This is a genomic window from Priestia sp. FW507-14D1A (assembly GCF_058781295.1).
In genome coordinates this window covers 17,974-31,804 of record NZ_JBYSWQ010000014.1, presented here as the reverse complement: position 1 = coordinate 31,804, position 13,831 = coordinate 17,974, and the positions used below count along the sequence as shown (strand labels likewise).

The window sequence follows — 13,831 nt, the reverse complement described above, 5'->3', positions numbered from 1 at the left end:
TCTAAAAAGGAGCTGATGTTATGAGTTCATATACCATTTATAAAACGTTATGTGATGTAGTCGATCAAGCTTACCCTTTAGAAAGTTATCCTGATAATAAATTTAAAAAGTTCTTTATCGATATCAAAGTAAAAGAAATGAAGTCCATTCATGGACGATATTATCCAGGTAACCGAAAAATTGAAATCTTTAACCTTTCAAGACCTAATGGACACATTATTGCGACGACTCTACATGAAGTCGCTCATCATATTGATTGCTGCATTCGCAAAAAAAGTGACCACTCAAAGCCTTTTTATGAGATTTTTCATCAGTTACTTGTAACAGCTATTGGAATGGGGGTTATATCAAAACAGGATATCTTAACAGCACGTGATAATACAGATAAGAAATGGCTAGAAAAGTATTTTGGTGACATCGAGGAGTGGGATATTTCAACTTTAGATTATAAGCAAGATTCCTACTTTATCAAAGTGTATCAGTCCTTTTCTATTAAAGAGAAACTGAAAAATAGGGGCTATAAATATAGCTCCTTAGATCAAGCTTGGGTGAAGGAAATGAGTGTTTCTGAAGCTGAAGAAGAAAAACAGGTTGTATCTCAATGGATTGAAGAAAAGAATATTAAAATTGAGCAGGCCAATACGATCAAAATCGAGTCTTATTATTATTTATGTGTGTCCAATTGTTACGATCACAAATCCTACTTAAAAGAAAATGGCTTTATGTGGAATGGTTATGGAATGAAAAAGGCTTGGGTCAAAAAGGTTCCTTGCCAATCCTTAAAATCAGAAGAAGCAAAACTTCTTAAGCTGCCTAATATTAAAGTATCTGTAGCAGCAAAGAAATGACTCTTTTTCTAGGTGATGAAATTTGCATCGAATGAGCAATACTACGAAAAACAAAAGTTAATTTCGTCAGAGAGCGTTTCTCTGCATGTCAATATCGTCGATTAACTAGGTTTTTATTTATAAATAATTGTGACGAAACAGCACTTTCTAATTAGAAGGTGCTGTTTTCGTTTCTTATAAAAATATAAAAAAGAGGAGAGTTTTTATGAAGAACATTTTTATGAAATCAATGACTGTTCTTACATTATTAATGGTCGCATTATGTGGAGTAAATCAGGGGAAAACAGAAGCAGCAAGTAAGCCAGCGAATCAAGATTTGATTATCATTAACAAGTACTATAACAAGCTTGCGTATTTTCACAATGGCTATATTGAAATCGTTGATCCAGTAGCAACGGGTAAAACGTGGGATAAAACACCTGTTGGATTTTTTAAAGTCGTGAACAAAATTAAAAATCGTCCTTACTATACAGGACATATTCCTGGGGGCGATCCTCGCAATCCGTTAGGAAAACGTTGGTTAGGGATAAATGCAAACGATACGTATGGTGATACATACGGCATCCACGGCAATAACAATGAAAGCAGCATTGGAAAATATGTGAGTCAAGGTTGTGTAAGAATGCATAATGCAGACATCGAAAAGCTTTATGAGAAAGTCCAAGTAGGCACACCGGTTGCCATTACGTATTCCTATAAGAGCTTTGTTGATCTAACTAAAGTTTATGGCTATAAATTCAAAGGCTATAAAATGAAAAATAACTAATACCTGAGCAGCATTCCGTGTTTTTTATCACGGAATGCTGCTTTTTTATTTGGAGAAAATGCGTATTTTTTCTTGGTTTAACCTTTTAAATGAATTTTCAATAGAGGGGTAAATACTTTCCTTATTTATACTTAAAAAGGTAAAATAGGTGTTATTTCATCTTATTACTTTAGGTAGATGGTAAAATACAATATGAAGGTAGAACCTATAATCTTTCAAAAAATATAAATTATTTGAATAGTTTTAACGGAGGAGATACTAATGGGTGGACGTGAAGGCGGAAGAGGATATTTATATCAATCTATCGCAACTTTACTTAGCTCTTTGTTTGATAAAGAGTGGAAATACGTAGAAGTTGAAGTTGAATCTGAACTTGATAAGATTGATATTCAATGGGAGTACGAAGAAAATAAAAAGAAAGTTGTTCAAGTTAAATCATCCCAAAACAATATAAGCAAGAGTAGTATTTTACATTGGTTAGAAGAATTAATTGAGGATGCACCAACAGCCGATGAATATGAATTATTCCTTATCGGCAATACAAGTGATACTACTTCTAGCTTTATAAGTAAGTTAAATCGAATTAAAGAATTACCGAAAGAAGTAGACGGAAAAAAAGATCCTGATTTTGACGATTTGAAAAAATTTGAAGCGTCTTTATCGAAAATCAAAGTACAAGTAGAAAACTTTACTCTTGACTCATTAGAAACAAAAGTTAACTGGAATTTATCTAAATTACTATCAGATATGGGGCATGTAGTGAGTCCTACAGTGATAGATCTAATAGCCGGTGGAATGATAAACCAATTCACCAAGTTTTCAACTGAAGGTACAAAAATATCGAGAGATCAATATATAAGTAAATTTGAAGAGTGGGTTCAATTTAACTATCCTCAAGTACGAGGAGCCGGATTAGTTAAGAAAGTATTAAGTGTAGAATTCTACTTGAAAGATCAAGTGGAATTTAGCACTTCGATGAAAGCACTAAAAGGTAATTCAACTGGAATTATCAATGCTTATAGAGGCTCATTAATGGCGTTAATTGAACCAATCCAAGAAATAGATCTACCTTCTTATATATCGGAACTTCCTGGGGTAACAACTTTTGAAAAAAAGGGAATGTTTGACTTTAGTGGATTAGGAATTACTGCTAAAAGTGAAGAATACTCAGATGAATTGAAAGAAAAACTGATAGCCAAAACAAAATCTCTGTTAGATGTAGATATCGATAAAAGCTTTTTTTACGTAGGACAATTGGAATCTGAATCTAACCGACTTAATTTAGCAACGAGAATTAACCCTAATTCTACTACGTTAAAGGGAACCGAAAAAGAAAAAGAAAAAAGCGAATTAATCGATGCTTTTTTTGTTAAATTATACGAATATGAAGGAATTGTAGAGTATTTAAACTACCTTGATAGCTTCAAAGTTGTTCCGCTGGTTCTTCGAAATACTGGTGCTGCTTCAGATGAAGAAATTGAAGTGAATATTAAAATTCCTAAAAACGTAAATGTTGCTACAGCAGAAACTTTAGACATTCCTAATGATTTTGCTATCAGTCAATTTACCGAAGATGATGGTTTGTTGAACTTACTTAAGCATGGAAGAAGTTATAATATTGAAAAATATTACACTTCAACATTCAGTTCCACTAAATATATTGCACAATTTGCTCATTTAAATCAGACAAATCATAAAGAAGAATTTGCTGACCAACTAAAAGTTTTGTTTGATTTTAAAGTGTATGAAGACACAGAGTTTACGGTATTACAGTTTAACTTTATAAAGTTAAATTCGAGTAAAAACATGGCGTTTCCATCCTTCTTGCTAGTGAATGCAGAAGAAAGCTTTAGTATGGATTATGAAATAACGTCGAAGAATTTAGGCACACAAATTACAGGCAGTTTATATTACGAAATTTAAGAAAAATATTGTTCAGAAGGGATATACCTATTTAAATAAAGGTGGCCACTTTACTTAATCTAATATAATGAAGCAGCATTCCGTGTTTTTTTATCACGGAATGCTGCTTTTTTTATTTATAAAATGTTTATTTCTTTCTATCATACCCTTGTAAGGGTTAGTTAAAAAGTGTATAATATCCTTATAAGGGTTGGAGGTGATAACATGAATAAGCTTGAAAAAAAGGCTATAAGAAAATTAAAGAAAGAGTTCGAAAAGCTACCTCAAGAAAATCAGGATCAAGCAGCATTTTACATCGACAGGCAAAATGATAAGCATTACGTTTGGGACTTTGAAATTGAGAATAGGCGCTTTGAATGGATTTACGTCTACGAGACAGGGAACATAGTAAAGTGTACGAAGTGAATCACCCTTGAATCTAAATATGGAGGAGATGTTAATATGAAGATATCTAATAAAGAATGGTTAACATTAAGTGTAGAAATTCGTGAAAAGTTGATTAGACTTGCGTTCTTAGAGAGTCAGAACAAAATAAATACCCTTCGCTAACTTAGGACATTAGCAAAGGGCAATACGAAATGACAATATCGCAAGAGGGAATCTAGACCATTCCCTTTTGCTCTTCTTTTTTAGAATAACATAAAAAGGAGAACATGACAGTGAAAGAAATAGAAAAATACATGACACCAATTGAGGCAGCTTATATCTGGGGGATTAGACGAGATAGCTTAAAAAATAAGTTTAGCCCTTCAAAACTAAACAAAGAAAAAGAAGAAGAGTTAAATCAAATGATTGAAGAAGGATTGATTAAATTTTTTCTCCATCCAGAAAGAGAACGAAAAGAATGGATCATCAGCAGAGAAGCCATGATAAAGTGGTTTGGAGAACCTAATAGTAAGGATTAATCCTTAAAGGAGATGAGTGAATGATTGGAAGCGTCTTTTTAAGTGGTATGACTGACGTTGTTCAAAACTTTTTAATTTTAGTTATAGTAATTGGGGCTGCGCTCGCTTTGATACCTGTTATTGGCTATCTAGGAATATGGGTTTTCAATGGAAAGCAGATGAAAAAAGAATGGACTTTATTCAATGAAGCAGAAAAGAAACAGGAACAATTAAATGTGCTTAAATATGTGATGCCGTTTATCATAGTTGCAGCTGTAATTTTCGTTCTTATCTCGTCTACTATTTTTATGGGGAATTAATTTTAAAAAAATATAACTACAAGCAAAAAAACCTTAGCAGAACTAAGGTTTTTTTATTTAAGTAAATTCATCAATTTCTTTTATTCCTTTAAGTAACCTTTAAAGTACTTTATTTAAAATACCTTTATCATTTACTCATGTTGTAGAAAAAGCCCATATTTGTCGTCAGGTAGAGTAAATGATAAAACAATGATTTTTAGAAAATAGTTTATTCATTTACTGTTTTATATAAAGTAAGTATTATTTTTATTTTTGATTGAATTTTCCTTATTAAAAACACATCAACATTAAATAATTGTAAATTTTATGTTTATTTATCGCGAATACAAAGATTTCTCCAAAGGAAATTAGAAGAGAGAGTGGTATATGATAAGAAGTAAAAACTTTATATCTATATAAGGAGGGATAAGTAACATAATTTCAAATAAATAATAGACAAAACTAAGTATAATTGTATATATAAACTAACTTTGTATTATGATAAAGATATAAACTGTAATATATTGGTTATCGTTTTTTAGTTGACGATATATTTTAAGTGTGTTAAATTTGCCTTACACCTTTCAAGCGCAATATAAATCTCTTTTGCATTACAATATCGGGAAAAAGAGATTAACTAACTTTCATTTACAATAATGTTAATTATATTCACGTGGATACAATTGAAATATCCAAAATATATTTTTTTACACCAGTTAATCGGTTTTTACCGATTAATAAATGTGTTTTATTTAAAGCTTGAAAGGATAGAGGTACCTTTTAATTTTAGTGATATAGAATAGAATTAAAAAATATATAGGAATAAACCATATAAAAATTTTTAAATGTTAATATCGGTAAAAACCGATTAATACTCTGTATTGTGCTTGAAAGGTTTTATATTTGAGTAGTTAATGTTTGTAATAAATAGGTGTAGTTTTAACTGAATAAATGAAGTTAATCTTCATAATTTTAAGGAGTGTTATATATGAGTAACTATAAAGATATTCAAAAAGCAAATAATTTCTTCAAAGATAATATACCTGACTTCACTATTCCGGTTGAAGAATTACGTGTACAAGCTGAGAAAATGTATGGGAAATTACCAGTTGCTGATGATGTAGCAACAGAAAAAGTAGATATTAACGGAATGGAAGGCGAGTGGCAAATCGTTCCTCAATCTAAGGATGATCGTGTACTTCTTTACCTACACGGCGGAGGTTTCTTATTTGGAAGTATTGCATCTCATCGCGGAGAAACGAGTGAATTAGGAAGAGCAGCTAAAGCACGTACACTTGCAATTAACTACCGATTAGCTCCTGAGCATTCATTTCCTGCACCAATTGAAGATGCACTAAAAGCTTATACATGGTTATTAGATCAAGGTTATGACGCTAAAAATATTATTATTGCTGGTGAATCAGCAGGAGGAAGCATGACTGCTGGATTATTAATGAGTATTCGTGATACAAAGTTACCTCTTCCAGCTGGTGGTGTAATGATTTCACCTTGGATTGATTTGGCTCAAACTGGTGAAACTTATATAACAAAAGAAGGAATTGACCCAATGAATTCAACTGCAGGTGTTAAATATCTAGCAGAAACATATTTAAATGGTACTTCACCAGAGGCTCCTTTAGCATCACCAATTTATGGTGATTTAAGAGGGTTACCACCAATCTATGTAATGGTGGGAGAGGTTGAAGTAATGTTAAGTGAGGCTTTAACATTTGTTAACAATGCTGCATTAGCAGGAATCGACATTAGATTTAGATCCTTCCCTGGTATGGTTCATAACTGGCCAGCATTTCATTCTTTCCTAGAAGAAGGAAAGGAAGCTATTCTAAGTGCTGGAGATTTCATGAACGAAATCTTTTCAAAACAAACTAAATAAAAAAAGAGGAAAAAAAGCCCGGATATATCTCCGGGCTTTTTCTACAGGAAGGTTAAATGTTAAATATGATAAACTATAAATACTATGTTTAAACGGTGACAAAAATATATTATATATTCGTTTATTCGATTTTATTTTTAGAAAGGTAGATAGCATATGGATACTTTAACTTTACCTGTGTTAAAAGCATTGTCTAATGAAACCCGATATAACATTTTAGAATGGCTAAAAGATCCGGATGAAAACTTTGAACCTCAAATTAATTTACCGAAAAACTCCGACTTTAAAGGGGTCTGTGTAAGTTCTATTAAAAAGAAAACTGGAATGTCCCAATCAGTCATTTCCGATCATTTAGTTCAGCTGCAAAAGGTAGGCTTAGTGGAATCGAAACATATTAGCCAATGGACTTATTATCGAAGAAATGAGGAAAATATTAAACGGTTCAAAGAAAAGATTCAAGTCGATCTATAGAAAAGAGCCATTCCTCAATCATTTCGCAGGAGTGTGCATAAAATGTCCAATTTATTTAGTCCATATAAAATTAAAAACTTAGAATTAAAAAATAGAATTGTCATGTCTCCCATGAGTATGTATGCTTGTAAAGACGGTTCTGGTCTTGTACAAGATTGGCATCGTATCCATTATCCTGCAAGAGCTATTGGCGGAGTGGGACTTATCATAATTGAATCAACAGCAGTTACTAAACAAGGAAGAATGGGACCAACCGACCTTGGTATTTGGGAAGATGGACAAGTAGAAGGTTTAAGGGACCTAGTCAATTTAATTAAAGGTCAAAGTGCGGCGGTAGGAATGCAATTAAATCATGCAGGGCGTAAAGCTAAAATCGATGGTCCTATTGTGGCTCCATCTGCTATAGCCTTCTCAGAAGGTGGAAAAGTTCCTGAAGAGCTTACTAAGACTCAAATTAATCAAGTAGTAGAGGCATTTGGTCAAAGTGCAAGACGTTGTACAGAAGCTGGATTTGATGTGGTAGAAATCCATGCTGCGCATGGTTACTTACTTCATGAGTTTCTTTCACCAGTTACTAACTATCGAACTGATGAGTATGGAGGCTCTCCAGAAGACAGATTTCGTATTCTGAAGGAAGTCATTGAAAAAGTACAGTCTGAGTGGATGGGGCCTTTATTTGTAAGGATTTCTGCAACTGATCAAGCAGAGAGAGGCAACACAATTGAAGATAGCATTGTATATGCTAAATGGTTAAAAGAGCTTGGAGTAGATTTAATTGATGTAAGTAATGGATTACTTACGCCTGCAAAAGCAAAAACATTTCCTGGCTATCAAGTTTTATATGCAGAGTCTATTCGCAAGGAAGCAGAGATTGCTACAGGGGCAGTAGGAAAAGTCATTCAGCCAGAACAAGCTGAAGAAATTATTTCAAATGGACGTGCCGATTTAGTTTTTATAGGACGTGAATTATTAGTGAATCCTCACTGGACATATTATGCAGCCAATCGTTTGAATTATGATTTAGAATTGCCGCAACAGTATTCATGGTCATGGATTAAAACGCTTTAAATATAAACAGCTGTTGGCAGAATTTCGAGATTTGTTAAAGAAAATGCCCTTAATTTAGATTATCATAATAAAAAAATCCTTTGCTTGTAATCAGCGACTGTAAAATACTCAATAACAGCGATTCCAAATTCCCCAATAATAACAGATAATCGTTTCAAGACAACATCATGGATGGAGTGGAGAAACGGTGCTGAAGATTGGGGAGTTTTTTATGATTAGAGAATTGTTTCAAAAAGGTTGGACGAAAACAGCTATTGCAGAAGCAACGGGTTTCGATCGCAAAACAGTCAGTAAATACCTAAAAGATAACCAGTTACCTAAGCGTAAAGGAAGTAAACAGAAAAAAGAAAGCAAATTAACCCCTTACAAACCGTATATACTTGGACGGCTTAAAGAGGGTACCACTAATTGCGTAGTCTTATTAGAAGAAATACAAGCAATGGGTTATGAAGGTCAGCTCACAATCTTAAGAGATTTTGTTCGTCCTCTTCGCCAACAACCAAAGAAACAGGCAACCTTACGGTTTGAAACGCCACCTGGAAAGCAAGCTCAAATGGACTGGGCGTATGTCGGGAAGTACTTAGTAAATGATGTGCTGCAAGATGTATATGGATTTATCATGATTTGGGGTTATTCCCGGATGAAATATGTAGAATTCACAACGAATATGAACCTAGAAACTTTAATGAAATGCCATATGAATGCTTTCTCTTATTTTAATGGGATACCAGACCAAATCCTTTACGATAACATGAAAACAGTGGTGATCAAGCACAGCCCAGTGGAAGTTCGTTTTAATCGGAAATTCGAAGATTTCTTGGCTTACTATGGAATTGTGCCAAAGGCCTGCCGTCCAAGGAGGCCTCAAACAAAAGGGAAAGTAGAAAGAACGGTAAAGTATTTAAAAGATAACTTTTTTCAAAGAAAACATGAACCAACACTGAATGCGTTAAACGAGGATATAAAAGAATGGTTAAATCAGGTGGCTAATAAAAAGGAAAATCAGACAACAAATGAAGCACCCTTTAAGAGGTTTGAGCAGGAACAGAAGTTCCTGAAGGGCTGGGGGGAAAAACCTTTATTTCCTACTTCCCATTGGGAGCATAGAGAGGTTAGTCGAGATTGTTTTATATCATACGGGGGAAAACAATACTCCGTTCCTTATCGTTATGTTGGACAGACCGTTAAAGTAAAGGAAACATTAAATCATCATATAGAAATATACGATGAACATGAATGTATAGCAAAACATCCTATTCTTACTGGAAACGCAACGACACATATCCGGATGGAACATTATCAAGGTTTACAGAAGACAGAGATGGGTCAGAAAGAGAAACACATTGAAGGTTTGGCGACCGATGTTTCTCAATCACAAGACCCATCCCCTAAAGTAGAGAAACGTCCTCTCGCTGCTTACGCAGCATTAGAAGAAGGTGAACATGTATGATGAACGAGCTCTTAATTGACCGGCTAAGGAAGCTTGGTTGGCACCATACAGCTAACCAACTAGATAGTGTATTAGAAGACGTATCTAAAGATAATGTATCATATTCTGAATTTCTTCACACCATCGTTTTACAGGAAATAGAGAAGCAAGAGTCGGGACAATTGGAAAAACGAATGAAACAGGCAAAACTCCCTTATAACAAAACGATTCACGACTTTGATTTTACATTTCAACCAAGTCTTAGTGAGAAACAAGTAAAAGAGACACTTACGTGCCGATTTATCTCGAATGGAGAAAATCGAATTTTACTTGGTCCACCTGGTGTAGGGAAAACGCATTTAGCTATTTCTTTCGCGGTAGAGGCCATTACCAAAGGATATACAGCTCTCTTCTTAACCTCAGATGACTTAGTAGAACAATGCCGAAAGGCAAATGAGAAAGGTACCCTCCATCGGCTTGTCAATCGATGGAGCCGGCCAGATATTTTAATTATAGATGAAGTAGGATATTTTCCATTTGACGAACTCACAGCAAATGTTTTCTTTCAAGTTGTATCTAAACGGTATGAGAAAGGAGCAATGGTTTTAACATCAAATAAATCCTATCTTGATTGGGGAAACGTCTTTGGAGATGAAGTGTTGGCAACAGCTGTATTAGATCGGCTTCTTCATCATGCGATTACATTTAATATAAAGGGAGATTCATATCGTCTACGCGAAAAGAAAAAGGCAGGAATTTATCCTGCCAAGTTGACTACTTAACCGTTTATAACGGGGAATTTGTTTTCGCTGATATTGGGTAAATTTAAAACGTTGTTGACATTGCTATAAGTAGCAAAGGTTTTTTTTATTAATAACTATATAAAGTTAACCTATGTTGAAGGCTGGCCAGTGTAGATAGTTCAAAAAGGTATACATTTTTAGTTACCATAATGTCTCTTTGTGAAATCAAGCAAAAAACCAATCCCTTGGGAGGCAAGGGATTGATCTAGGCGTCCTTTTATGTTTTATGCAGCTTTTCATACATCCTTGATATGACTACATTTTCTCAAGACCTAGATGGAGGCAGTATGTATACATAGAATATATCATTTTCATTTTATATACTTTTACTTAAACTAACGATGAGTTTAAATACAAGTATAAATTCATTAGAAACTGTTCTTGAACTCAGATAATATCAAAAATAATCATACTTATTAAAAATTGGAATGACAGATTCTTTTACTAATTCAACAAAAGCGTTTACTATTGGCGATTGATTTTTATTTTTCCATACAAGAGCTGTGACAGTATTAAATTTGTTATCTCGAATATCACGATATACCACTTCATTTTGTAATAATATTTGTATTGAAGCAGGGACTATAGCTATACCAATTCCTGCAGAAACTAAAGATATAACAGTAGACATTTCTTTTGTTTCTTGTATGATGTTTGGGCTAAATCCTGCATCACAACAACTATTAATTACCCCATCATAATGACATTGATTTGACTTTCTTCCAGTTAAAATAAAAGGATCGTTGGCTAACTCAATAAGATCGATTGAGGATGTTTTGGAAGCTAAAGGGTGTTCTTTTGGTAAGGCTACAACCATAGGTTCTCGTCTAATTATTTCAAGGTTAAGTGATTCAGTTTCAATTGGTTCACTAATTATCCCAATATGAATAGTTCCCTCTTGTAAAGCTTTTAGTTGTTCTGTAGACGTAAGTTGTTTTAAATTCACATGAATAGAAGGGTATTGTTTTCTGTAATGTTTTATGATGGCTGGAAGAACGTCATAAGCTGCTGAAGCTAAGAAACCAATAACGATTTCTCCAATCTCTCCTCGACTCACCATTCTAACTGCCTCGATTGATTCGTCTAAATTTTTGAAAAGTTGATAAACTTTTTCTAGAAACACTTCCCCTTCTTTGGTTAACTCCACATGCCTTTTCGTCCGATGGAAAAGGGATACTCCCAATTCCTCTTCTAAATTGCGGATCTGAAGACTTAATGGTGGTTGTGCGATATTTAAACGAGCTGCAGCCTTGCCAAAATGTAGTTCTTCAGCTACCGTTTTGAAATATTTCAAATGACGTAATTCCACTGTAATCCCTCTCTTTTCATTCATTAATACTTTAAATGTATTAATTAATTATAATATATATATTAGACATATTTATTGGCGTCTTGTAAAGTAGAAACGAAGAATTCTTCATTCCACAGTTACATTATTTAGGGTCACTAATAAAGAATTAATAAGTTTTAATCACGCAGAAAGAAGGTTTTTAGGTTGTATTCATCAGCATCGAAATTGTGGACGTGGCAGTTTTCCCTTATTATTTTAATAACTATCTCGTTCTACCTATGTCTACAAATGCTTACAGGGGGATTTTCAATTTTTGTTACAGAGTTTAGTCATAACCCAACTTTAGGAGGCGTTATGACGACGGCCTTTATGCTGTCCGCAATTATAACTCGTCCATTAACAGGAATTTTAATGCATAAAATAAATATCAAAAAGGTACTATGCGTTATGATCCTTTTTGTGCTTGTTTGTATTATGATTAGTTACGGTCAACAAGTTATTCCTTTATTAATATCAATACGGATTTTAGAAGGTATAGGCTTTGGAGTTACAACAACTCTATTAGCTACTCTTGCAACAAATTTGATTCCCGAAGAACGAATGGGTGAAGGAATTGGCTATTTTGGAATGGCGACAAGTCTAGGAACAACCCTTGGTCCGATGATTGCTCTGTCAATTCTACATTCATTCTCTTTTAAATTTCTTCTTTTTATAACGATGTTTCTAATAGTAGTCTCATTGGGTTTTTCATTGTTTATCAAAATCAAACAATCATCTTCATTCGATGAATCACCGACCCAAAAAGAATCACTAGTAGATTATATTTTTGATAAACGGGCTATGCTTCCATGCTTTTTAGTCATGCTTTTTTATTGCACTTATTCAGGCATTGTGAATTTTATTAATGGTCTAGGGGAAGCAGAGCATTTAGGTAGTAAAGTTTCTCTCTTCTTTTTAATTATTGCGGTTGTCATCGTAATAGTTAGACCCTTTTCAGGTAAAATTTACGATCAAAAGGGGCATACGTACTTAATTTATCCGGCAAGTATCTGCAGTATCATTGGTTTGATTTTAATAGCATTTGCACATGGCCTTACGACATTTTTCATTGCAGCTGTACTTTACGGTATTGCTTACAGTGTCATGCAACCTTCATTTCAAGCATGGGCAGTAAGCAGAGTAACGGCTGATAAAAAAGGAACGGCTAATGCTATGTCCCTCAGTTCTATGGATTTAGGTATGGCTCTTGGTGCTCCGGTTCTAGGCGGAGTTGCTAGTCTAACTGGTTACAGAGAGATGTACAGTCTTTCCTCATTGCTAATTGTCGCACTTATATTAATGTATGCGGCGAGACACCTTAAGGATATTAAGGAGCAAAAGGAGATCTAACTAAAATTTTAAGAGAAAAAAGAATTTTTTAACACTTAAATTGATTTCATAAAAAATAAAAAAGAATCCTTTGCCGATAGGCAAAGGATCTTTTTTGTACATGTAAATATTTTTTTAAGGTGCAAACCCTTGAAAACTAACAGCAAGATATATACCCAATGAAATAGCACATAAAGAAACAAAATGCAATGTTAAAAAAGGAATTTTCTGTTTACCTTTGATAAAGAAAGAATATATAAATCCTAAAATTGTAACCAGAGTTAAGATAGGAACAGTAATCTTAATTACAGTACCAAAGGCGCTTGCTGTAACAACTGATAAAAGAAAGAACCCAATTATAACTACATATAAAATTATTGAAGTGACTAAAGAGGCTATTGATACCTTTAAAGCGTTTTTAACGAATTTCTCCATCTAATTTCCTCCTATTTGAGCACTGCACATTCACTATAATATACATTATAAGAGGGGATAATTACCTTTTAATTTTCACCAAAATTCATTGCAAAAAATAGCATACCTAACATAATAAGTAGTGGAATTACAACAAAAGAGGTCAAACTAAAATATTTCATTAGCCCTTTTTCATGTTTTCCAAAAGCTATTACTCCACATAAAAAGCCCACAAGGTAAATGACAATTCCTATATAAAGAATATTTGAGCTATTTATTGGTGTAAAATATTGTCCTACCCCAATAACAATTCCAAGCAACGATAACCACAATGAGTATTGACTAAAACGTTTTTTCAAGTTGGTCCTCCAAG

General features: G+C 33.6%; 15 protein-coding genes. 12 read left to right on the top strand and 3 right to left on the bottom strand.

What is annotated here, in order from left to right; translation table 11 throughout:
- Positions 1–20: 20 nt before the first annotated feature.
- The 11 genes from AC3WJG_RS25170 to istB all read left to right on the top strand — a co-directional run bounded on the left by AC3WJG_RS25170 (position 21) and on the right by istB (position 10,364).
- Complete coding sequence (locus AC3WJG_RS25170; RefSeq protein WP_492588815.1) at positions 21–848, top strand: hypothetical protein; 828 nt, start codon at positions 21–23, stop codon at positions 846–848.
- 205 nt (positions 849–1,053) lie between these two features.
- A complete protein-coding gene (locus AC3WJG_RS25165; protein WP_492588813.1) occupies positions 1,054–1,614 on the top strand; it encodes a L,D-transpeptidase in 561 nt (186 codons plus the stop codon).
- 261 nt (positions 1,615–1,875) lie between these two features.
- Positions 1,876–3,537, top strand: coding sequence for a hypothetical protein (locus AC3WJG_RS25160; RefSeq protein WP_492588811.1), 1,662 nt, complete (start codon positions 1,876–1,878; stop codon positions 3,535–3,537).
- A 204-nt stretch (positions 3,538–3,741) separates the two neighbouring features.
- Entirely contained in the window at positions 3,742–3,942 is a 201-nt protein-coding gene (locus tag AC3WJG_RS25155; protein WP_492588809.1) for a hypothetical protein, read from the top strand.
- A gap of 254 nt (positions 3,943–4,196) precedes the next feature.
- Positions 4,197–4,442 carry a helix-turn-helix domain-containing protein gene (locus AC3WJG_RS25150; protein ID WP_492588807.1) on the top strand — a complete coding sequence of 82 codons (246 nt, stop codon included), beginning with the start codon at positions 4,197–4,199 and terminating at the stop codon, positions 4,440–4,442.
- A 20-nt stretch (positions 4,443–4,462) separates the two neighbouring features.
- Entirely contained in the window at positions 4,463–4,741 is a 279-nt protein-coding gene (locus AC3WJG_RS25145; protein ID WP_492588805.1) for a hypothetical protein, read from the top strand.
- 967 nt (positions 4,742–5,708) lie between these two features.
- Positions 5,709–6,614 (top strand): alpha/beta hydrolase, encoded by a 906-nt coding sequence (locus AC3WJG_RS25140; RefSeq protein ID WP_492588803.1) that lies wholly within the window; start codon positions 5,709–5,711, stop codon positions 6,612–6,614.
- A gap of 156 nt (positions 6,615–6,770) precedes the next feature.
- The gene (locus AC3WJG_RS25135; RefSeq protein ID WP_097825324.1) at positions 6,771–7,085 is read left to right on the top strand and encodes an ArsR/SmtB family transcription factor; all 315 of its coding nucleotides are present in this window, start codon (positions 6,771–6,773) and stop codon (positions 7,083–7,085) included.
- Between the two features lie 42 nt (positions 7,086–7,127).
- Positions 7,128–8,153, top strand: a complete 1,026-nt coding sequence (namA, locus tag AC3WJG_RS25130) for an NADPH dehydrogenase NamA (protein WP_492588801.1) — start codon at positions 7,128–7,130, stop codon at positions 8,151–8,153.
- 187 nt (positions 8,154–8,340) lie between these two features.
- On the top strand, positions 8,341–9,603 hold the full coding sequence (istA, locus tag AC3WJG_RS25125; RefSeq protein ID WP_492588800.1) for an IS21 family transposase: 1,263 nt from the start codon (positions 8,341–8,343) through the stop codon (positions 9,601–9,603).
- Positions 9,600–10,364, top strand: a complete 765-nt coding sequence (istB, locus tag AC3WJG_RS25120) for an IS21-like element helper ATPase IstB (RefSeq protein WP_047932902.1) — start codon at positions 9,600–9,602, stop codon at positions 10,362–10,364. Before istA ends, istB begins: the two co-directional genes overlap by 4 nt.
- A gap of 418 nt (positions 10,365–10,782) precedes the next feature.
- Here istB and AC3WJG_RS25115 read toward each other — a convergent pair whose 3' ends face one another.
- Positions 10,783–11,694 (bottom strand): LysR family transcriptional regulator, encoded by a 912-nt coding sequence (locus AC3WJG_RS25115; RefSeq protein ID WP_492588799.1) that lies wholly within the window; start codon positions 11,692–11,694, stop codon positions 10,783–10,785.
- 186 nt (positions 11,695–11,880) lie between these two features.
- Between AC3WJG_RS25115 and AC3WJG_RS25110 the strand changes: the two genes are divergently transcribed.
- Positions 11,881–13,065, top strand: coding sequence for an MFS transporter (locus AC3WJG_RS25110; protein WP_492588798.1), 1,185 nt, complete (start codon positions 11,881–11,883; stop codon positions 13,063–13,065).
- A 114-nt stretch (positions 13,066–13,179) separates the two neighbouring features.
- On the opposite strand, the gene AC3WJG_RS25105 is transcribed toward AC3WJG_RS25110, so the two are convergent.
- Both AC3WJG_RS25105 and AC3WJG_RS25100 read right to left on the bottom strand, forming a co-directional pair.
- Positions 13,180–13,479 carry a hypothetical protein gene (locus AC3WJG_RS25105; protein WP_492588797.1) on the bottom strand — a complete coding sequence of 100 codons (300 nt, stop codon included), beginning with the start codon at positions 13,477–13,479 and terminating at the stop codon, positions 13,180–13,182.
- A 68-nt stretch (positions 13,480–13,547) separates the two neighbouring features.
- Positions 13,548–13,817: a hypothetical protein gene (locus tag AC3WJG_RS25100; RefSeq protein WP_305281289.1), complete on the bottom strand. Its 270-nt coding sequence runs from the start codon at positions 13,815–13,817 to the stop codon at positions 13,548–13,550.
- Between the last annotated feature and the right edge of the window lie 14 nt (positions 13,818–13,831).

Bases quoted from the DNA above. Each gene is read 5' to 3' on its own strand.
- AC3WJG_RS25170 (WP_492588815.1), top strand. From the start codon at position 21: ATGAGTTCATATACCATTTATAAAACGTTATGTGATGTAGTCGATCAA.
- AC3WJG_RS25165 (WP_492588813.1), top strand. From the start codon at position 1,054: ATGAAGAACATTTTTATGAAATCAATGACTGTTCTTACATTATTAATG.
- AC3WJG_RS25160 (WP_492588811.1), top strand. From the start codon at position 1,876: ATGGGTGGACGTGAAGGCGGAAGAGGATATTTATATCAATCTATCGCA.
- AC3WJG_RS25155 (WP_492588809.1), top strand. From the start codon at position 3,742: ATGAATAAGCTTGAAAAAAAGGCTATAAGAAAATTAAAGAAAGAGTTC.
- AC3WJG_RS25145 (WP_492588805.1), top strand. From the start codon at position 4,463: ATGATTGGAAGCGTCTTTTTAAGTGGTATGACTGACGTTGTTCAAAAC.
- AC3WJG_RS25140 (WP_492588803.1), top strand. From the start codon at position 5,709: ATGAGTAACTATAAAGATATTCAAAAAGCAAATAATTTCTTCAAAGAT.
- AC3WJG_RS25135 (WP_097825324.1), top strand. From the start codon at position 6,771: ATGGATACTTTAACTTTACCTGTGTTAAAAGCATTGTCTAATGAAACC.
- namA (WP_492588801.1), top strand. From the start codon at position 7,128: ATGTCCAATTTATTTAGTCCATATAAAATTAAAAACTTAGAATTAAAA.
- istB (WP_047932902.1), top strand. From the start codon at position 9,600: ATGATGAACGAGCTCTTAATTGACCGGCTAAGGAAGCTTGGTTGGCAC.
- AC3WJG_RS25105 (WP_492588797.1), bottom strand. From the start codon at position 13,479: ATGGAGAAATTCGTTAAAAACGCTTTAAAGGTATCAATAGCCTCTTTA.